This is a genomic window from Planotetraspora silvatica, assembly GCF_016863315.1.
Classification (GTDB): Bacteria; Actinomycetota; Actinomycetes; order Streptosporangiales; family Streptosporangiaceae; genus Planotetraspora; species Planotetraspora silvatica.
In genome coordinates this window covers 42790-63197 of record NZ_BOOQ01000042.1, presented here as the reverse complement: position 1 = coordinate 63197, position 20408 = coordinate 42790, and the positions used below count along the sequence as shown (strand labels likewise).

Annotated in this window: 12 protein-coding genes and 1 riboswitch; of the genes, 7 read left to right on the top strand and 5 right to left on the bottom strand. The window is 68.3% G+C overall.

From position 1 onward, the window contains the following. Positions 1 to 49: 49 nt before the first annotated feature. The 3 genes from Psi02_RS29155 to Psi02_RS29145 all read right to left on the bottom strand — a co-directional run bounded on the left by Psi02_RS29155 (position 50) and on the right by Psi02_RS29145 (position 1931). Complete coding sequence (locus Psi02_RS29155) at positions 50 to 508, bottom strand: nitroreductase family deazaflavin-dependent oxidoreductase (protein WP_203979050.1); 459 nt, start codon at positions 506 to 508, stop codon at positions 50 to 52. Positions 509 to 618: 110 nt separating this feature from the next. Further along, a complete protein-coding gene (locus Psi02_RS29150; RefSeq protein WP_203979049.1) occupies positions 619 to 1389 on the bottom strand; it encodes an HpcH/HpaI aldolase/citrate lyase family protein in 771 nt (256 codons plus the stop codon). Next, a complete protein-coding gene (locus tag Psi02_RS29145) occupies positions 1386 to 1931 on the bottom strand; it encodes a MaoC family dehydratase (RefSeq protein WP_203979048.1) in 546 nt (181 codons plus the stop codon). Before Psi02_RS29145 ends, Psi02_RS29150 begins: the two co-directional genes overlap by 4 nt. 331 nt (positions 1932 to 2262) lie before the next feature. Between Psi02_RS29145 and Psi02_RS29140 the strand changes: the two genes are divergently transcribed. The 3 genes from Psi02_RS29140 to Psi02_RS29130 all read left to right on the top strand — a co-directional run bounded on the left by Psi02_RS29140 (position 2263) and on the right by Psi02_RS29130 (position 8651). Continuing rightward, positions 2263 to 3543 carry an Nramp family divalent metal transporter gene (locus Psi02_RS29140; RefSeq protein WP_203979047.1) on the top strand — a complete coding sequence of 427 codons (1281 nt, stop codon included), beginning with the start codon at positions 2263 to 2265 and terminating at the stop codon, positions 3541 to 3543. A 207-nt stretch (positions 3544 to 3750) separates the two neighbouring features. Further along, positions 3751 to 4899 (top strand): oxalate decarboxylase family bicupin, encoded by a 1149-nt coding sequence (locus Psi02_RS29135; protein ID WP_203979046.1) that lies wholly within the window; start codon positions 3751 to 3753, stop codon positions 4897 to 4899. Between the two features lie 629 nt (positions 4900 to 5528). Then, positions 5529 to 8651 (top strand): fascin domain-containing protein, encoded by a 3123-nt coding sequence (locus tag Psi02_RS29130; RefSeq protein ID WP_203979045.1) that lies wholly within the window; start codon positions 5529 to 5531, stop codon positions 8649 to 8651. Positions 8652 to 8952: 301 nt separating this feature from the next. Here the strand turns inward: Psi02_RS29130 and Psi02_RS29125 are convergent, their stop codons facing one another. Further along, positions 8953 to 9306: an STAS domain-containing protein gene (locus Psi02_RS29125; RefSeq protein WP_275415289.1), complete on the bottom strand. Its 354-nt coding sequence runs from the start codon at positions 9304 to 9306 to the stop codon at positions 8953 to 8955. Positions 9307 to 10058: 752 nt separating this feature from the next. Between Psi02_RS29125 and Psi02_RS29120 the strand changes: the two genes are divergently transcribed. From Psi02_RS29120 to cobO, 4 genes are all read left to right on the top strand, one after another. Continuing rightward, positions 10059 to 12245 (top strand): DUF222 domain-containing protein, encoded by a 2187-nt coding sequence (locus tag Psi02_RS29120; protein WP_203979043.1) that lies wholly within the window; start codon positions 10059 to 10061, stop codon positions 12243 to 12245. 165 nt (positions 12246 to 12410) lie between these two features. Next, positions 12411 to 12749: a YciI family protein gene (locus Psi02_RS29115; protein ID WP_203979042.1), complete on the top strand. Its 339-nt coding sequence runs from the start codon at positions 12411 to 12413 to the stop codon at positions 12747 to 12749. 320 nt (positions 12750 to 13069) lie between these two features. Beyond that, on the top strand, positions 13070 to 15502 hold the full coding sequence (locus Psi02_RS29105; RefSeq protein WP_373317702.1) for a VWA domain-containing protein: 2433 nt from the start codon (positions 13070 to 13072) through the stop codon (positions 15500 to 15502). A gap of 1 nt (position 15503) precedes the next feature. Further along, positions 15504 to 16106, top strand: coding sequence for a cob(I)yrinic acid a,c-diamide adenosyltransferase (gene cobO / locus Psi02_RS29100; protein ID WP_203979041.1), 603 nt, complete (start codon positions 15504 to 15506; stop codon positions 16104 to 16106). Between the two features lie 75 nt (positions 16107 to 16181). Here the strand turns inward: cobO and cobN are convergent, their stop codons facing one another. Then, positions 16182 to 19940, bottom strand: coding sequence for a cobaltochelatase subunit CobN (gene cobN, locus Psi02_RS29095; RefSeq protein ID WP_203979040.1), 3759 nt, complete (start codon positions 19938 to 19940; stop codon positions 16182 to 16184). Between the two features lie 267 nt (positions 19941 to 20207). Further along, positions 20208 to 20402: riboswitch (cobalamin riboswitch) on the bottom strand. Between the last annotated feature and the right edge of the window lie 6 nt (positions 20403 to 20408).

Genomic DNA, 20408 nt, shown 5'->3' with positions numbered 1-20408 from the left:
CCGCCGCCGGGAAACGTATTACTGTAAAGTTTCTTTGTCAATAGGCCTGTCAAGTCCCTGTGACAGGCGGTTCCTGCGTGCGGGTGAGGACGACGACGGGGATGACCCTGTCGGTCTGCCTCTGGTAGGCGGCGTACCGGGCGAAGACCGAGACCATCAGTTCCCAGAGCCGTGACCTGTCGTCGGCACCGGCGACGTCGGCCCTGGCGGCGAACGTGTCCGCGCCCACCTGGACGGTCACGTCCGCGCAGTCCAGGAGGTTCAGATACCAGGACGGATGGTTCGCCGCGCCGCCGTTCGAGGCCACCAGCACGTAGCGGTCGCCGTCGGGAGCGTAGATCAGCGCGGTGCGGCGCAGCTTGCCCGACTTCCTGCCCCGGGTGGTCAGCAGCAGCGTCTCGTTGCCGTAGTAGCTGTGGCCGTCCTGACCGCCGGTCTCGACATAACGGCGGATGTGCTTGGCCACCCAGCCCGTCGGGCTGTCGGTGACCTCTTCCGGTGTTTCCATGGGGGGTCTCCTGCGGATCTTGATCGTTCGGGACCCGCCCAAGCTATCTCTGCTCGATCTCTCGCGGGTCGTGCCCGGTGGGATGTGGCCGAGCACATCGGCGGGCTGGTTCACGACTCTTCCTGGGCGAGCAGGCGGTGGGCCAGTTCGAGCCGCGGCTTGTCGATCATCTGGCCGTCGACGCGTACGGCCCCGCCGCCCGTGGCCGCCTCGACGACCCGGCGCGCCCAGTCGAGTTCGGCGTCGGTCACGGAGAACGCCCGGTTGACCGGCTCGACCTGACGCGGGTGCAGGCAGAACTTGCCGGCGAAGCCGAGCCGGCGGGCGCGCCGCGCGTCGGCGGCCGTCCGCGCCGGATCGGACAGGTCGGTGGTCACCCCGTCGATCGGCGCGGCGATCCCGTAAGCCCGGGAGACCACCACCAGACGGGACCGCGCATACAGGAGATCCTCGTCCGTGGCGCCGATGTCGAGGCTGAAGTCGACATTGCCGAAGGCCAGCCGTACCGTCGCCGGATGCGCCGCGATGAGCGCGGCGTTCTCGAGGCCGGCGGCCGTCTCCACGAGCGCGATCACCGGGACGCCGAGCCCCTCGAGGTCCGCCGGCCCCTCCACCTTGGGAAGGAAGACGCCGAGCAGACCGGGACGGTCGGCGATCGCGGCCATGTCGTCGTCATGCCATGCGGTGTCCACGCCGTTGACCCGCACGTATGCCCCGTGCCAGCCCAGCGCGTCCGCGACGGAGGCCCGCGCCGCGTCCTTGCTCTGCGGGGCGACCGCGTCCTCGAGGTCGAGGATTCCGACGTCGGCCCCGCTGGCCGCCGCCTTCGCGAACCGGTCCGGGCGATCGCCGGGCGTGAACAGCCAGGAGCGCGTTCTCATGATCGGCCCACCGCCCGGAGCGCCTGCTCGTCCCAGACCGGCCGTACGGCCGTCACGTCGGGCCCGTGGCCGCGCCGGTAGACCATCATGGTCCGCTCGAAGACGATGACGATCTCGCCGCGCTCGTTGAAGCCGATGGTGCGAACGGTCACGATCCCCACGCCGGGACGCGACCGCGACTCCCTGAGCGCGAGCACCTCCGACTGCGAGTAGATCGTGTCGCCCTCGAACACCGGATGCGGCAGCCGTACCTTGTCCCAGCCGAGGTTGGCCATGACGTGCTGAGACACGTCCGTCACGCTCTGGCCGGTGACCAGTGCCAGGGTGAACGTCGAGTCCACCAGTCGCCGGCCGAACTCGGTCTGCGAGGCGTAGTGGGCGTCGAAGTGGACCGGCATCGTGTTCTGGGTCAGGAGAGTCGTCCAGACGTTGTCCGTGGCGGTGACCGTCCGTCCGAGCGGATGCCGGTAGACGTCGCCGACCGCGAAATCCTCGAAGTACCTGCCCGACCACGAGACCTTCTCCGTGGATTCGGTGGTCATGTCGTCTGCCCTTCCCCTCGGTGGTGTCCCTCCTTCCAGTCTGGCGAGGCTTCTGTCGGGTGGTTCGTGCCGGGTGACCCGGTAGCTCTTATTCGCGTATTAGGGGAAGAGTAGTTATTTGTCCGACTGGCCAGTCGGTGTGATTTACGAAAATTCCGATTTAGTGTAGAACTCGCTGTTTCTCATTATCCTGCCGCCTATTTACTTTCTTCTGATGCCTCGCACCGTGTTGCCGCCTCTTCGGCCGGGTATTCGTGACTCAAATCCCTTCTCTGTCAATTCAACTGGAAACGCTGATTTATCGGACATCTACCTGAATGGGGAAAGGTACGTGATCGTTCGCAGCAGCACCGCGGCACCCGGATCGTTCACGGGCGACCACCCGGCGGCGCCGAGAACGGCTTCGCGGATGGCGCCGATACTGGGCCCCGCCTTCGTGGCGGCGATCGCCTATGTCGACCCGGGAAACGTGGCCACCAACCTGACAGCGGGAGCGACGTACGGCTATCTGCTCGTCTGGGTGGTCGTGGTGGCCAGCCTGGTGGCGATCCTCGTCCAGTTCCAGGCGGCGAAGCTCGGCACGGCCACAGGCAAGAGCCTGCCCCAGTTGTGCCGTGAACGGCTCCCCCGGTGGGGGACCCGGTTGCTCTGGGTGCAGGCCGAAGTGGTCGTGCTGGCCACCGATCTCGCCGAGTTCGTCGGCGCCGCCATCGGGATGCGCCTGCTGTTCGGGATGCCGGTCGCGATGTCGGCGGCAGTGACCGCCGTGGTGTCGCTGCTGCTGCTGGAACTGCGGCGGCAGGGCCGTACCCGCCGATTCGAGCTGATGAGCGCCGCCGCGCTGCTGCTGGTGGGAGCGGGCATCGGCTACGACATCCTCGTGGTCGGGAACCAGTCGGCCGCAGGGCTCGCCGGAGGGCTCCTGCCGGGCTTCCACGGCGCGGACTCACTGGTGCTGGCCATGGGCATCGTCGGGGCGACCGTCATGCCGCACGCCGTCTACCTGCACTCCGCCCTGGTCCAGGGGCGAGGCCTGTCGGCGGAGGCGGCCAGGAGAGACCCCGGGCTGGTGCGCCGCGCCCTGCGGCTGGACTGCGTGCTCGCCCTCGGGATCGCCACGGTGGTCAACGTGTCGATGATCGCTCTGGGCGCCGGTCTCGGCGCGGCCACGGGCGGGTCCTGGACCGGCGACCTGGTCGCCGCGCACGGGGAACTGGCCGGCAGGATCGGCGGCCTCGCCGCGCTGGCGTTCGCCGTGGCGCTGCTCTCCTCGGGGATCTCCTCCTCCGGCGTCGGGACGCTGGCGGGCGACGTGGTGATGCACGGGTTCCTCGGGTGGCGGGTGCCCGCGCACGTACGGCGGATCGTGACGATGGCCCCGGCCGTCCTCGCGCTCACCCTCGGCGTTCCGCTGACAGGGCTGCTGGTCGCCAGTCAGGTGGTGATCTCGCTGGGCGTGCCGGTCGCCTTGTTCCTGCTCGTCTGGTTCTGCCGGGACCGCTCGCTGATGGGCCCACTCGTCAACGCACCACTGACCACCCGGATCGCGGGGGCGACGGGCGCGCTGGTCGCCGCTCTCGGTGTCTGCCTGCCGTTCACGCTCTTTTTCTGAGACGTGAGACGTGAGACGTGAGACCTGAGGTCTGAGACCTGAGGTCTGAGGTCTGCGCCTTTTCGCCGACCATCTTGCTTGTGATCCCGCGCATTGTCCCGCCCGTGATCCCGGGCACTGTTCCGCACGCTTTCCCAGGCACGTCCCGCTCGTTTTCCCGCGCACTGTCCCGCTCGTTTCCCGCACGCCAGAAAAGGATGAGCTCGCATGTCCGACCGTACTTTTCAGAACATTCCGCAGCCGCAACGCAACGGGCAGGGCGGCATCGACACGGGCCCTCGAAACATCGAGCTGGACCGCCAGAACCCGGATCTGCTCACGCCGCCCGAGACCGACCACGGCACCCTGCCGAACATGAAGTTCTCCTTCTCCATGGCGCACACCCGGATCGAGGAGGGCGGCTGGACCCGGGAGGTGACCGCGCGCGAGTTGCCGATCGCCACCACGCTGGCCGGCGTCGACATGCACCTCAACCCGGGTGCCTACCGGGAGCTGCACTGGCACAAGGAGGCCGAGTGGGCCTACGTCCTGGAGGGCAGCTGCCGGATCGGCGCGGTCGACCAGGAGGGCTGCAACTTCGTCGACGACGTGCAGAGGGGGGACCTGTGGTTCTTCCCCAAGGGCGTCCCGCACTACATCCAGGCGCTGGACGAGGGGGTGGAATTCCTGCTGGTCTTCGACGACGGCTCCTTCTCCGAGAACTCCACCTTCATGATCAGCGACTTCTTCGCGCACACGCCCAAGAGCGTGCTGGCCAAGAACTTCGGCTGGACGATGCAGCAGATGGCGAACATGCCGGAGAAGGAGAAGTACATCTTCCGGGGCGAGGTGCCGCCTCCACTGGAGTCCGACCGGGTGGTCAGCCCCACCGGTGACGTGCCCCGGACCTTCAAGCACCGGATGCTCTCGCAGGAGCCGATCCGGTTCGACGGCGGCACGGTGCGGATCGTCGACTCGAGGACCTTCACGGCGGCCACCACCATCTCGGCCGCTCTGGTGGAGATCGAGCCGGGTGGCCTGCGCGAACTGCACTGGCATCCGACCGACGACGAGTGGCAGTACTGGATCTCCGGGTTCGGGCGGATGGGCGTGTTCGCCAGTTCGGGTCTGTCGCGCACCTTCAACTTCCAGCCGGGCGACGTCGGCTATGTCCCGTTCGCCTACGGGCACTACATCGAGAATCTCGGGAAGGAGCCGCTGGTGTTCCTCGAGATGTTCCGTAATCCGCGTTTCGAGGACATTTCAGCCATGCAGTGGATGGCCAACACTCCGCCGCAAGTCAGCGCCGACACACTCAACGTGCCGCGGTCGATGATCGAGGCGTTGCCGAAGAACAAGCACAGCGTCATCCGGTGAGACGGGCGGCCACCGCGGACAGACGCGGTGAGATGCCGGGCCTACCCGGTGAGACCCGGCGAGGCGCCGAGATGCGCCGCTGGACGTGGGCGAGACGCGGTGAGGCGCGCCGGAATCCGCAGTCGCGCGGGGGCGCGCCGGCCGGGTATCCGGGTGGACCGGTGCAAGGCCGTCTCACTCACAGCTGATCTTGATACATCGGATGTATTTTCTGACCGGCGTCCGTAACTGTTTGCTGCTGCTGGACGAAATCCGCCCAGATAGCTGGCCGTTGCCCAACAAATGCCCGATTTGGGCCTGCGGATTGGGCGGCTCGCCGTCTCTTGACGCCTCTAGACATCCAATGTTAACTACGCGTAACAGTCTGCAGCTGTGATGGGTGCGACTGGCTCGGGTGCCGAATCCGTGCCGGTTCGCACCGGTCTTCGCTGCGCAGGGGGGCGGTGAAACCGCCGTCGCCGGTCGCCGATCACCGGTGGCGGCGGTGGAGCCGTCCCCCTGCCAGGTTTCGCATCCCCGCACCCTTGATGATCTTGGTGTGGGTGAATCATGCGATCGATCGAGGTACGGCCAGGCGAGGCCGCTGCCAGGTGACGTCACAGCAGCAGCGAGTAAGGGAGATCATGTAGATGAGGTTGCTGCGTTCCCTTTCCTTATTACTTCTCGCCGGTTCACTGGCGGCGGGTGGCCTGGCCGCACCGGCGCAGGCCTCGACCACTGACTCGGCCTTCGACCAGACGGCGGGAACGCTCAAGGTCGACTACGCCAACTACATGTCCAAGCACGACATCGTCTACAACCGTCCCAACACCAACCCGTTGTACGGGCTGACCGTCGGCAACGGCCGTACGGGCGCCATGGTGTGGAACCAGAACGGGCTGACGATGCAGGTGTCGGGCGTCGACCTGTCCGAACAGTCGGCGTACGCCGCGGGAACGGCGAACCTGTACACGAACCCGGGCATGGACACCGGATACACGAACTACCAGCAGCGGCTTTCGCTCTACGACGGAACCCTGACCACCAAGTACGACACCAACCGCACGGTCACCATCATGGGATCGCCCAACTCCGAGGTCATGGGCATCCACGTGGACGACAGCCGCGGTGGCGTCTCCAGCGTGGCGTTCGACCTGAGCATGTGGGACCCGGCGACCGTCACGAACATGGCCGACGTGCCGGACCTGAACACCTGGAAGACCATCTCCACGTTCTCCGACGCCAACGTCGCCGGCTTCAGCCGCGGCCAGACCGACGCCAACGGCTTCGGCTACTCGATGGCGGCCACCGTGGAGGGCGCGAACTTCACCACCCAGGTCGTGGACGGCCGGAAGGTGCGGCTGAACATCACGCCCACCTCCAGCTACACGATCTGGCTCACCGCGGCGAGCAGGATCAACGCTCCCAACCGCGACTCGGTGACGCAGGCGCGCAACCAACTCGCCTCGGTCAAGGCCACCGGCTACGCCACGACGTTCAACAACTACAAGAACTTCTGGCACTCGTTCTGGAACAAGTCGTTCGTCCAGTACTCCAACGGCTCCAAGGACGCCGACTACATGGAGAACGTCTACTACCTGAGCACGTACATGATCGCGGCGGCGGGGTTCGGCAACTACCCGGCGCACTTCATCAACGGCGTCTTCCGTGCCACCCAGGACCAGAGCAAGTGGAGCAACGCGTATTGGTACTGGAACCAGCGCGACGTCTATCTGTCCTTCCTGTCGTCCAACCACTCCGACCTGATGGACCGCCACAACAACCTCTACAGCCGCAACTACAACGCGCTGAAGGCGTACACGCAGACGCGGTACGGGGTGGACGGCCTGTGGGTGCCGGAGACCATGGGCTGGGACGGCAACGCGCGCGGCACGACCGGCAGCGACTACACCAAGAACATCCTGTCGACGGGCTACGAGGCCGCCTACAGCATGTACATGCGCTACCGGTACACCAACGACGCGAACTACCTGCAGAACGTGGCCTATCCGTTCATGCGTGAGACCGCGAAGTTCTACTCCGCGATGCTGTCCTACGACAGCGCGACCAACACGTACTACATGGCCAACTCCAACTCGCACGAGACGTACTGGAACGTCAAGAACGCGATCACCGACCTGGCCGCCGTGCGCAGCATCTTCCCGCTGACCATCCAGGTCAGCCAGCAGCTCGGCGTCGACGCGAGCCTGCGGTCGACCTGGCAGAACGTGCTCGACCACCTCACGCCGTACGTCGTGTCGAACGGCGCCTACCAGCCGCACCAGCCGCCGATCTCGCAGACCCGCAACAACGAGAACGTCTCGGCTGAGCTGATCTGGCCGTACGACATCACCGGCATCGGCTACCCCGATTACCAGACCGCGGTGAACACCTGGAACCAGCGGCCGTTCCCCTACGGCAACGTGTGGTCCAACGACGCCGTCCAGGCCGCCCGGCTGGGCCTCGGCGACCAGGCGTACAACGGCATGAAGACGATGCTGCAGAAGTACCAGAACTACCCGAACGGCATGACCAACAACACCAACGGCGTGTTCGAGTACCTCGGCGTGCACCTGACGGCCATGAACGAGTCGCTCCTGCAGAGCTACAACGACAAGATCCGCGTGTTCCCGGCCGCGCCCACGGACTCCTCCTTCGTCGGGAAGTTCACCCTGCTGGCCAAGGACGGCTTCCTCGTCAGCTCCGAGCGCGAGGCCGGCGAGATCAAGTACGTCGGGCTCAAGAGCCAGTACGGCAAGCAGGCCACGGTCGTCAACCCCTGGGGCACCCAGCAGGTCCGGGTCCGCAGGACGTCCGACAACGCCGTCATCACGACCAGTTCCAGTGGTGAGGTCACCTTCCCGACGGCGGCCAACACGGTCTACGTCGTGGAGCGCACGGCCAAGCCGCTCAGCAACTACACCTCGACCACGCTGACCGGAACGGCCAACCAGGGCGTCAAGACCCTGAGCGGCACCGCGTCGGCTCTGGGCACCGCGGGGCAGACCTCGAACTCGCTGATCAACGACACCGAGCTGACCTACGACGCCAACTGGTACCAGACCACGTCCCGGGGTTACGGCGACTACAACGACGACACCCACCACACCAACACCGTCGGCGCCACCGCCACATACACCTTCACCGGAACCGGGATCGACTACCTGTCCGAGCGCAACAGCGACATGGGCAACGTCGACGTCTACATCGACAACGTCTTCCAGACCAACGTCAACCTCAACGTCGGCGGCGGACGCCAGGTCCAGCAGGTCGTGTACAGCAAGACCGGGCTGTCCAACGGACAGCACACCCTGAGGATCGTCAACAAGGCGACCTCGGTCGGCATGGTCGACGCCGTGCGCGTCACCAGCGGCTCCTCGGGTGCGGGGACGATCAGCCTGCGCTCCCGGGCCAACAACCTGTACGTCACCGCACCCACCGGCTCGCCGCTGATCGCGAACAAGACGGCCATCGGGACGAGCGAGCAGTTCGAGAAGGTCAATCTGGGCAACGGCAACATCGCCCTGCGGGCCAAGGGCAACAACCAGTTCGTCTCCGCCGAGAACGCCGGGGCCGCGGCGCTGATCGCCAACCGGCCGACGGCGGGCTCGTGGGAGACCTTCCAGCAGATCAACAACCCTGACGGCACGATCAGCCTCAAGGCGACGGTCAACAACCGATATGTCTGCGCGGACGGTGGCGGCGCCCAGCCGTTGATCGCCAACCGCGACGCGATCGGCCCCTGGGAGTCCTTCGATCTCATCACCAACTGAACGATGCTCGGCGGCGTGCCGTTGGACGCCGGCATGGCGCTGAGCGACGGTTGGGCGGTGGACGCCGGCGGAATCTTGGCCGGACGGTGAGAACGGCCGGTGATTCGGGCCTCATGGCCTGATCGCCGGCCGTTCTTGTCCGTTCTTGTCCGTTCCTCGGGACACGGGCGCCGGACACCGGGCGCCGGACACCCGGGCGCCGGACACGGGCGGCGGACACGGGCGGCGGACACGGGCGGCGGGGCGGGCGCGGTTGTGCGGGGGGTCGCCGTGCTCACCGCCCTGCCATGGCCCGATATGCCTACGTGAGGCCGCCGTCCGGATGTGAGAACGCATCGGCACAGTCGGCATATATGTCGATTTCATCTGAAAGGCCAAGGGCGTCGAAGACCTTCTTGACCCGAGGGGAGAGGCCGCAGACGGCCACGCGGTGCCCCCGGCCCAGGCGGACATAGGTGTCAAAAATGATCTGAAGCCCCGTGCTGTCGAGGAACTCCACGTCGCTGAGGTCGAAGAGCAGCCGCGCCGTCGGATGGTCGAGGATCCCTTCGACCCGCCTGCGTAGCTCCGGTTCTGTGGCGATGTCGAGCTCGCCGTACACGTTGATGACGGTGAAAGGCGGGTGAATCTCGGTCGAGACGCGGAAGTCATTCATTCGGCTCACCTCCGTCGCGTCGCGAAGTTGGTGTCCCTCAGGTGGTGTCCCTCTGAACAGGTGTCCCTCTGAAACAGCAGCCTAGGTCTGGCGCTCCTGGGATCCCATGCGAGGTCCCCATCGGGGATTCTCGTTCTGATCGATTTGCGCGGGATGCCCTATGGAATCGGAACGGAGGGCTTGGACGTCATGAGGCCTCCGCTCGGAGGCATGCGCGGTCCGGGGTGGCTCAGTCCGGGGTGGCTCGGCGCGGGGAAGCGGCCGCCGAGAGTTGAGTGCGCAGCTCAGTGGCCTTGCATCGAGCATGTGTTCGATATATGGTTGGGCTAGCCGTTACAGGTGAGCTTGGTTTGGCGGGCCGTTCTTGGCCGTACGCCGCGTGATGAAGTCGTCGATGCCTGCAGAGAGCGTCTCGGTCCGGGCGGCCGGGAATCGCAGTCCGTCGCTTTCGTCTCCGGCAAGGAGGGCTCGCCGTGTACGGCTTGTCGCAGGGGTGTGGGCAACCTCCCGCGCCGTCCTCTGCCACTCCTTCGGCCGTATCCTCACCGTCAAGCTCGGCCGTGCCTCATGTTCCGGCCTCGGCGTCAGACAATCACGATGCTGCTTCCGGTGGGTCCGGCTGGTTGTCGTCAGGGTGCCCTGGGCTGAACGGCGGCGATCGCGAGCTCCCCCGCCCACTTCCGGCCGGCCTGACCGCAATGCCGGCCGGGGCCGAGCTGAGCGGGATGTTGGAGAGATGCGACGTTGCTCAGGTGTCGGGGTTCGACGCCGTCGAGGTGTTGAAGGCGGCCTATCGGCAGTTGTGCCGTGAGCGGGCGCGATTCCTCCAGGTGGTGTTGGAGGTGGGCCTCAGAGAGCCGTTCTCGAGTGGTTCGGTGCGCCGGTTGGAGGTCCCGGACGAATTCGGCCCCGATGAGGTGCGGGCGGCGTTGGTCTGGTCGCGGCGCCGGTCGGATGCCGCGTTCGAGCGGGCGTGGGATGTGCATCGGCGGTTGCCGATGTTGGGGGAGGAGATGCTGGCGGGACGGCTGGATGAGCCACGGGCGGTGGCGTTCATCCGCTGGACGGCCGGGCTGACCAGTGACCAGGCCGCCCGAGTGTGTGAGCTCCTGCTGCCGCAGGCGCCGAGATGGACGGTCGGAGAGCTGGTCGAGCAGATTCAGCGGCTGGTGTTGGCGATCGATCCGCAGTGGGCGGAGAAGCGGTATCGGGAGGCGGTACGGCGCCGCCGGGTGATCGGGGTTCGTCAGGAGGACGGCACTGCGACGGTGTCAGGGTTGGACCTGCCGATGGATCGGGCGGCGGCAGGGTGCGAGCGGATCGATGAGTTGGCGCGTGGTTGTAAGCGTGCGGGCGATGGTCGGTCCATTGATCACATTCGTGTTGATCTGTTCCTGGGGTCGTTGGACGGGTCATTCGAGGGGCTCACCGACGAGCAGGTGGTGGCACATGTGCTGGCACATCCGTTCGTCGACTCGGAATCTCCTGCCGATCCCGATCCCGATCCCGATTCCGATTCCGATTCCAGTCCAGCTCCGGGCTCGGACCAGAACTCGGCTGGAAATGCGACTGAGAACTCGGCCCCGAACCATGCTGAGAGCGTGTCCGGGAGTCGACCCCAGAATCATGCTGAGAGCGGGCCTGAGGACCAGCCCGACAGCCACGGTGATAGTCGGCAGGACAGCCGAGCCGAGCCGGCCACTGAGGGCGACATTGTCGCCAGTACCGGATCTGACCCTGTCGATAAGGGCGGTCTTGATGAGATCAGTCCCCGATCCGGGGGCGACCACGGTGACGACGAGCCCTGCGGTGGCGCCATCGCGTCGAGCAGCTCACCGGGCAATGGGCCTGATTCGACATCGGCTGCCGGATCCCCGGAACAGGTCGAGCACGGCGAACGGCCGAACCCTCACGGGCGAGCAGGTCCATCTCCCGACGTCAGTCGCAGCGCCGACCCAGATGATGACGGCGTGCCCGGCCGAGAGACGGCGGCGAAGGGGTGGGCGGTCGGTGAGGTGCGTGTCGAACTGACCACTCTCCTCGGTCTGGATGAGCATCCGGCGGAGGTGCCTGGTTGGGGGATGGTCCATGCCGGCCTGGCACGCCGCATGGTGGGCGACATGTCAGCGGGCGAGTGGCGGTTCGCGATCTGTGGCGACGACGGCCGGTTGCTGCACACCGGGATAACCCGCTACCGCCCAGTCGCCCCTCACGCTCGCCCGCTACGTGACGCTCGGCGGGGCGGCATCGTGGAATTGCGGATCACCCAACGGTGCCTGGACCACCTTGCCGGCGAGCCTGCGGAATTCGATGAGTGGGCCGGCGTACTCGCCGATCTCGCCAGGCAGGCCGCCGCTCCAGCCGTGAGAGACGGTGACACCCGATCAAGCGGGGGTGGACGGGACGGCCAGGCGTCGGGCAGAGACCGCCGGCAGGCGGGTGCGGCGTTACGGCGACACATCCAGATCCGCGGCCGGGTGTGCTCTCGGCCGGGCTGCCGCGTGCCCGCGACCAAGACCGACCAGGATCACATCGTCGACTGGGTGGATAGGGGGCCCAGCGACGAGGGCAACCTGCATCTGGCCTGTCGACACGATCATCGTGCCAAACACCAGGGTGGCTGGCTTGTCACCCTGGCCGAGCCCGGACTCATCATCTGGACCAGCCCGCTCGGTCATGACTATCCCTCCCGGCTACCGCCGATCATGACTCCGATGCCCAGGCCCGAGCCTCGCAACTGGCCCGATGTCCCGAGCGCGCCACTTGCCGATGACGACGTCCCGATCATGACCACCGAACCTCGGCCGGAACCCGATCCCCCTTCGGGTGCGGATCCGGACGATCTGGGCTTTGGAAGGCGGAGCGCCGGCCGTGACGAGGGCGCAAGCTCGATAGGAGGTGGAACGATATCCCTATTGCTGGACGTGCCGCCGTTCTGATCGTGCGGCTTCCGCCCTGTCCGCCCTGTCCGGTTGCTCCACCTGGTTGCCCGCTTGCCAGGGCGGCGACAGGTTCGCGTGTCACCATGAGCGTCAACGCGATGGCCGCCTGGCCCAAACCGGGCGTACCGGGATGACGGATGTTCGGACTGACGGAGGTTCGGGATGACGGAGATCAGCGACGCGTACATGCGGGAGCACATGACCCGCTCGCGGGAGTACGCCGTGGTACTACTCAAAGCGGCCGACGGATATGGCAAGGAGGGCAGCAACGCCATCGTCTGGGAGCACGCGCGGCGCAACTTCGCCCTGCGGGCGGATGGGCTCCTGTCGGTCGTGCTGCCGGTCATGGATGACTCTGAGCTGTGCGGCGTCGGAATCTTCAACGGCTCGGTCGAGGATGTACGGGCGCTCATGGACGAAGATCCGGGTGTCCGTGCGGGTGTCTTCACGTACGAGGTGCATCCCGCGCGCGGTTTCCCGGGAGACGGGCTCCCGGAGTAGACCTCTCCGTTGTCGTGGCCCGGATGCGATGGTCGGGCGCCAATGTGAGGAGATGCTCACTTGGTTGACGCGATCGGGAGGAAACGGTACGTTCCGGTAGGTTTTGCGGTTGTCCAAGGGAAATCCGGTGAGATGCCGGTGCGGACGCGCCACTGTATCCGGGACGTTGATCCCGGGAGCCAGGTCGCTTGGCTGCCGCGGCCTCATGTCGTGGGACGCGTCATCCCTGAGGAGGATCCGCCGTGAGTCACCGTGCCGTTCTCCCGAGCTGACGAGGTCCGTTTCCCCACGGATCACCATGTCAATCGGAGGGCAACTCCTTGATCATCACCTACCCGTTCAGCGCGGTCGTCGGCCTCGACGACCTGAAACTGGCGCTGGTGCTCAACGCCGTATCCCCTCGGGTGGGCGGTGTGCTCGTCCGCGGAGAGAAGGGCACCGCCAAGTCGACCATCGTCCGTGCGCTGGCCGCGCAGTTGCCTCAGGTCGCGGTCGTCCGCGGATGCCGCTTCTCCTGCGACCCCGCCGCGCCGGACCCGGAGTGCCCGGACGGGCCGCATGACCTGCACGAGTCGGCCGGGCCGCATGACCTGCATGAACTGCACGGGCGGCGCGAACCACGCGGCCGACACGAATCCCGCGGCCCGCACGAGCCGCATGGTTCGGGCGGGTCGCACGAACCGCGTGGGCAGGAGGGCGGGTCGACGTATCGTCCCGCGGCGCTGGTGGAGCTTCCGGTCGGCGCTTCAGAGGATCGGCTCGTCGGCTCGCTCGACCTGGAAAGGGCGCTGACCGAGGGAGTGAAGGCCTTCGAGCCCGGCCTGCTCGCCGCCGCCCACCGGGGCGTCCTCTACGTGGACGAGGTCAACCTCCTGCACGATCATCTGGTCGACCTGCTGCTCGACGCGGCCGCACTGGGGACCTGCTATGTCGAGCGTGAGTCCGTTTCGGTACGGCATGCGGCCAGGTTCCTGCTCGTCGGCACCATGAATCCGGAGGAGGGGGAGTTGCGTCCCCAGCTTCTCGACCGGTTCGGGCTGACCGTCGAGGTGAAGGCCTCGCGCGACCCGGGGAATCGGGCCGAGGTGGTACGGCGCCGCCTCGCCTATGACGCCGACCCGGAGGGATTCGCCGCCCGCTGGACCGCCGAGGAGGCGGCGTTGGCGGACAGGATCGCCGAGGCGAGGGCACGGCTGGGGAAGGTGCGACTGCCCGACGCCCGGCTGCGGCAGATCGCCACCGTGTGCGCGGGGTTCGAGGTCGACGGACTCCGGGCCGACCTGGTCACGGCCAATGCCGCCATCGCGCACGCCGCCTGGCAGGGCCGCGACGCGGTGACGACTGAGGACGTCCGCGCCGCCGCCCGTCTGTCGTTGCCGCACCGCCGTCGCCGCGATCCCTTCGACGCGCCGGGGCTGGATGAGTCGCTCCTGGAAGAACTGCTGGCCCGGGCGGCAGACGACGATCCTGACGACCCCGACGACGGTGGGGGTTCTCGCGGCGACCAAGACGGCCCTGATGGTGCTCCAGACGGCGGAGATGCCGGACCTGACGATCGATCGGCCACCTCCGACCCGGCGGACGGGATGGACAAGACCCAGGATCCCAATGCGTCCGGTGACGGGGCGCGCGACGAAGCGGGCGACAAGAGGCCTGACGGCGACGCGCGTGACGGGGCTGCCGATGACAGGGCGCGAGAGGAAGCGCGCGACAGGGCGCGAGATGACAAGACGCGCGACGACAGCACGTCCCGTGACCCCGCCTCCTCTGATCAGGACGGATCGGACAGCGGTGCGGAGCAGATCGCCGTGGCGGGCCGGCCGTACAGGGTGCCGATCATGAAGGTGCCCGGCCTTGGAGAGGGGGCGTCGGGGAGGCGGTCGCGGGCGCGCACACCGCACGGCCGCACCACGGGATCCCGTGTGCCCGAAGGCCGGCTGACCTCCGTCCACCTGATGGGCACGCTCCTCGCCGCCGCGCCGTACCAGCGGGAACGCGGCAGGACCGGGGCGGGGCTCGTGATCCGCGACGGCGACTTGCGTGAGGCCGTACGCGAGGGCAGGGAGGGCAACCTCGTACTGTTCGTGGTCGACGCCAGTGGTTCCATGGCGGCGCGCAAGAGGATGACGGCGGTAAAGACGGCCGTGCTGAGCCTGCTGCTCGACGCCTATCAGCGGCGTGACAAGGTCGGGCTCGTCACCTTCCGCGGCTCCGCCGCCCATCTGGCTCTGCCGCCCACCTCGTCGGTCGAGGCGGGCGCGGCGCGGCTCCGCTCGCTGCCGACCGGTGGTCGTACTCCACTGGCGGAGGGGCTGACGCGCGCGGCCGAGGTCCTGCGGGTCGAGCGGCTGCGCGATCCCTCGCGGCGGCCGCTGCTGATCGTGGTGACCGATGGGCGTGCCACCTCCGGCGGCGACGTCGACAGGGCTGCCGGGCTGCTCAAGGGAGTGGCGAGTGTGGTCGTCGACTGCGAGACCGGTCCCGTACGGCTCGGCCTGGCGCGGCGGCTCGCGTTCCGGATGCGGGCTCAGGCCGTCCCGCTCGACTCGATGGCGGACCTCGGCGCCCTGGTGCGCGACTACAGAGGCGACAGCAGGGGCGCAGACCGGGGCGTGAACAGAGTCGACGGCAGTGGCGCGGACCAGGGCGTGAACAGAGTCGACGCGAGTGGCGCAGACCGGGGCGCAACCAGGCGCGACATGAGAGTCGACAACAGAAGCGAAACCGGGCGCGACTACAGGAAGGCGGTCTGACATGCCGCAGGGAAAGCCGGACAGTGTCCCCGACGACGGTCTCACCACGCGCCAGCGGCGCACCCGGCCGCTGCTGATGGTTCACACCGGTCCTGGCAAGGGCAAGTCGACGGCCGCCTTCGGCATGGCACTCCGCGCCTGGAACCAGGGATGGCCGATCGGCGTGTTCCAGTTCGTGAAGTCGGCCAAATGGCGCATCGGCGAGGAGCGGGCGCTCACCGTGCTGGGCGAGACCGGCGAGGGCGGCACGGTGACCTGGCACAAGATGGGCGAGGGCTGGTCCTGGATCCAGCGTCCCGGCACCGAGGAGGATCACGCCGCCGACGCCCGCGAGGGCTGGGAGCAGATCAAGCGCGACCTCGCGGCCGAGACCTACCGGTTCTACGTGCTCGACGAGTTCACCTATCCCCTCAAGTGGGGCTGGCTGGACCTGGACGACGTGCTGGACACGCTCGCCGCCAGGCCGGGCAGCCAGCACGTCGTCATCACCGGCAGGGACGCTCCGAAGGGCCTCATCGAGGCGGCGGACCTGGTGACCGAGATGGGCAAGGTCCGCCACCCGATGGACGCCGGTCAGAAGGGCCAGAAGGGCATCGAGTGGTAGATCAGCTGACCAGTGGTAGCTCGGCCGACCGGCGGCGCGTCCGCCGGTCAGGCTGAGTCGGTCGGGCTGAGTCGGTCAGGCTGAGTCGTCCTCCAGGTCGCCTTCCGTCTTGAGGTAGACCTCCTGGAGGCCGCGCAGGATCTCCGGGTCCGGGTGCTCCCACATTCCGCGTTCGGCCGCCTCGAGCAGACGCTCGGCGATCCCGTGCAGCGCCCAGGGGTTCGACTTCGCCATGAACGCCTGGTTTTCCGGGTCGAGCACGTACGCCTCGGTCAGCTTGTCGTACATCCAGTCGGCGACCACGCCTGTCGTGGCGTCGTAGCCGAACAGGTAGTCGACGGTCGCGGCAAGCTCGAACGCGCCCTTGTAGCCGTGCCGCCGCATCGCGGTCAGCCAGTTGGGGTTGACGACCCTGGCGCGAAAGACACGTGAGGTCTCCTCGGACAGGGTGCGCGTGCGCACCGCGTCCGGGCGGGTGCTGTCGCCGACGTAGGCGGCGGGAGCCGTACCGGTGAGCGCGCGGACCGTCGCGACCATGCCGCCGTGGTACTGGAAGTAGTCGTCGGAGTCGGCGATGTCGTGTTCGCGGGTGTCGACGTTCTTGGCGGCCACGGCGATGCGCCGGTAGGCGCTCTCCATGTCGGTCCGTGCGGGGACCCCGTCGAGGTCGCGGCCGTAGGCGAAGCCGCCCCAGACGGCGTAGACCTCGGCGAGGTCGGCGTCGTCGCGCCAGTTCCCGCTGTCGATGAGGGGCAGCAGTCCGGCTCCGTACGCGCCGGGACGGGAGCCGAAGATCCGCATCGTGGCCCTGCGGGAGTCGCCGTGCGTCTCCTGGTCGGCGGTCACGTGGGCGCGGACGTAGTTGTCCTCGTCGGCCTCCTCGAGCGCGGCGACCATCCGTACGGCGTCGTCGAGCATCGCGACCACGTGCGGGAACGCGTCGCGGAAGAAGCCGCTGATCCGGACGGTGACGTCGATGCGGGGACGGCCGAGCTCCTCGAGCGGGATCGGCTCCAGGCGGGTCACCCTGCGCGAGGCCTCATCCCATACGGGACGGACCCCGAGCAGCGCGAGCACCTCGGCGACGTCGTCGCCCGCCGTGCGCATCGCGCTGGTCCCCCAGACGGACAGGCCGACCGAGCGCGGCCAGTCGCCCGTGTCCGTGCGGTAACGCTCGAGCAGCGACTCGGCCATCGCCTGGCCGGTCTCCCAGGCCAGTCTGCTGGGCACCGCCCGGGGGTCGACCGAGTAGAAGTTCCGGCCGGTCGGCAGCACGTTGATCAGGCCGCGCAGCGGGGAGCCGCTCGGTCCCGCCGGGACGTAGCCGCCGTTGAGGGCGTGGAGGAGGTGGTCGAGCTCGTCGGTCGTGCGCGCCAGCCGGGGCACCACCTCGGTGGCTGCGAACGTCAGAACCTGCTCGACGAGCTCCTGACGGGACCTCCCCGCCGCGTCATCAAGGGCGATGTCGGCAGGGGGCGGGTCACCAAGGGTGGTGCCGGCAGGGGACGTGTCGTCGAGGGCTGTGTCGTCAAGAATGCCGGCAGGGGACGTGTCGTCGAGCGTTGTGCCGTCAAGAATGCCGGTAGGGGTCGTGTCGCCGAGGACCGCCTGGGTGACGTCGCGGACCGCGGCCGGCTCCCAGCCGCGTTCCTCCATCGCCTCGATCAGGGCGCGGGCCAGGGACTCGGCTCTGTCGACGCTCGCCAGCCCGGCGCTGCCGTCCTCGGCCAGGCCGAGCGCCTCCCGCAGGCCGGGCAGGGTCTGCCTGCCCGCCCACATCTGCCTGGCACGCAACATCGCCAGCACCAGGTCGACGCGGACCTTCCCGACCGGTGCCTCACCCAGCACATGCAGGCCGTCGCGGATCTGCGCGTCCTTGACCTCGCAGAGCCAGCCGTCCACGTGCAGCAGGAAGTCGTCGAACTCGGTGTCGTGCGGCCGGTCGTCCAGCCCGAGATCGTGGTCGAGCCGCGCCGCCTGGATCAGCGTCCAGATCTGCGCTCTGATCGCGGGCAGCTTGGCCGGGTCCATCGCGGCGATCGAGGCGTGCTCGTCCAGGAGCTGTTCGAGCCGTGCGATGTCGCCGTAGGTCTCCGCGCGGGCCATCGGCGGCACCATGTGGTCCACCAGCACCGCGTGCGTGCGCCGCTTGGCCTGCGTGCCCTCTCCCGGGTCGTTGACCAGGAACGGGTAGACCAGCGGCAGGTCGCCGAGCGCCGCGTCGGGACCGCACGCCGCCGACATGCCGGCCGACTTGCCGGGCAACCATTCCAGGTTGCCGTGCTTGCCGACGTGCACCATCGCGTGGGCGCCGAAGTCGGCGGCCAGCCAGCGGTAGGCAGCCAGGTAGTGGTGGCTCGGCGGCAGGTCGGGGTCGTGGTAGATGGCGATCGGGTTCTCCCCGAAGCCGCGCGGCGGCTGGACCATCACGACCAGGTTGCCCGCCCGCAGAGCGGCCAGCACGATCTCTCCGTCGGGGTCGCGTGACCTGTCGACGAACAGCTCGCCCGGCGGCGGCCCCCAGTGGCGCTCCATCCCTGACCGGAGATCCTCGGGCAGCGTGCCGTACCACTCGCGATAGGACGCCGCCGAGATGCGCACGGGGTTGCCCGCGAGTTGCTCCTCGGTCAGCCAGTCCTGGTCCTGGCCGCCCGCGGCGATCAGGGCGTGGATCAGGGCGTCGCCGTCCTGGTCGGCCACACCGGGCAGGCCCTCGCCCAGGTCGTAGCCCGCCTCGCTGAGCCTGGCCAGCAGTCTGACGGTGCTGGCGGGGGTGTCCAGGCCCACCGCGTTGCCGACGCGTGAGTGCTTGGTCGGGTAGGCCGAGAGCATGACCACCAGGCGGCGCTCCGCGGGCGGGACGTGCCTGAGCAGGCCGTGCCGTACGGCGATGCCTCCGACGCGTGCGGCGCGCTCGGGGTCGGCGACGTAGACGGTGAGCCCGTCGGCGTCGATCTCCTTGAAGGAGAACGGCACCGTGATGATCCGGCCGTCGAACTCGGGGATGGCCACCTGGGAGGCCGCGTCGAGAGGGGAGAGGCCGTCGTCGTTCTCCTCCCATGTCTGCCTGCTGGTGGTCAGGCAGAGCCCCTGGAGGATCGGCACGTCCAGGTCGGCGAGGGCGCCCACGTCCCAGGCCTCGTCGTCGCCGCCCGCCGAGGCGGTGGCCGGCCGCGACCCGCCGGCCGCGAGCACGGTGACCACCAACGCGTCCGCCCTGCGAAGGGTCTCGAACAGGTCGGGCTCGGCCGTACGGAGCGAAGAACAGAAGACGGGCAGTGCCTGGCCGCCCGCGTTCTCGATCGCCTGGCAGAGCGTCTCGACGAACCCGGTGTTGCCGGCCATGTGATGGGCGCGGTAGTAGAGCACGCCGATGACGGGCCCCTCCGTACGGCCCGGCGTGCGTTCCAGTGGACCCCAGGTCGGAGTGGCGGCGGGCGGCGCGAAGCCGCGGCCGGTGAGCAGGACCGTGTCCGACAGGAACGCGTGCAGTTCGGTCAGGTTGGCGGAGCCGCCGTGGGCCAGGTAGGCGTGGGCCTCGGCGCAGGTGCCGCCGCTGACCGTGGACAGCTCCATCAACTCGGCGTCGGGCGCCTGCTCGCCGCCGAGGACCACCACGGGACGCGGGCCGGCCAGCAGGGCGTCGAGGCCCTCCTCCCAGGCCCTCCTGCCGCCGAGCAGCCGGACCACGATGAGATCGGTGCCTTCGACCAGCGCGGGCAGGTCCTCGGCGGCCAGCCTGGCGGGGTTGCCGAGACGGTAGGACGCGCCACTGGCCCGGGCGCTCAACAGATCGGTGTCGGACGTCGACAGCAGCAGGATGCTGGGCGACACCGGGCTGGGTGACACCGAGCCGGGTGACACCGGGCTGGGTGACACTGAGCCGGGTGACACCGGCCCGGTTGCGGCATCGCCGGTCGCGGGGCCGGGTGTATCGCCGGTCGCGGGGCCTGGCGTTGCGGGGCGGGGTCCAGTGTCGGTTGCGGGGCCGGGTTGCGTGGGGCCAGGTTGCGTGGGGCCGGGTTGCGTGGGGCTGGACGGGGTGGGGCTGGTCGGCTCAGGGCGCACGGAGGTTCCTCCCTCGGGGTCCTCGCCCCGGTCGTGGGTGTCGCGACGGCAGGAGTCTCCTGGCTCCCAGATCGACGCTCACCCCGGCCTTCCCGTCCGTAGCCGGACCGTGGCCCGTGATGGGGGTCGCTCCCTGGTCACAGTGGCGGGACCGCGCCGGCTTCACACCGGCTTCCTCCCTGTGCCGTCGTCTCCGATGAGACTACGGCAGCCGGATGGAATGCAATAACTGGC

Excerpts from the sequence above, each read along its gene's own strand:
- Psi02_RS29130 (WP_203979045.1), top strand. The coding sequence starts at position 5,529 with ATGAGGTTGCTGCGTTCCCTTTCCTTATTACTTCTCGCCGGTTCACTG.
- Psi02_RS29155 (WP_203979050.1), bottom strand. The coding sequence starts at position 508 with ATGGAAACACCGGAAGAGGTCACCGACAGCCCGACGGGCTGGGTGGCC.
- Psi02_RS29145 (WP_203979048.1), bottom strand. The coding sequence starts at position 1,931 with ATGACCACCGAATCCACGGAGAAGGTCTCGTGGTCGGGCAGGTACTTC.
- Psi02_RS29135 (WP_203979046.1), top strand. The coding sequence starts at position 3,751 with ATGTCCGACCGTACTTTTCAGAACATTCCGCAGCCGCAACGCAACGGG.
- Psi02_RS29150 (WP_203979049.1), bottom strand. The coding sequence starts at position 1,389 with ATGAGAACGCGCTCCTGGCTGTTCACGCCCGGCGATCGCCCGGACCGG.
- Psi02_RS29125 (WP_275415289.1), bottom strand. The coding sequence starts at position 9,306 with ATGAATGACTTCCGCGTCTCGACCGAGATTCACCCGCCTTTCACCGTC.
- cobO (WP_203979041.1), top strand. The coding sequence starts at position 15,504 with ATGCCGCAGGGAAAGCCGGACAGTGTCCCCGACGACGGTCTCACCACG.
- Psi02_RS29115 (WP_203979042.1), top strand. The coding sequence starts at position 12,411 with ATGACGGAGATCAGCGACGCGTACATGCGGGAGCACATGACCCGCTCG.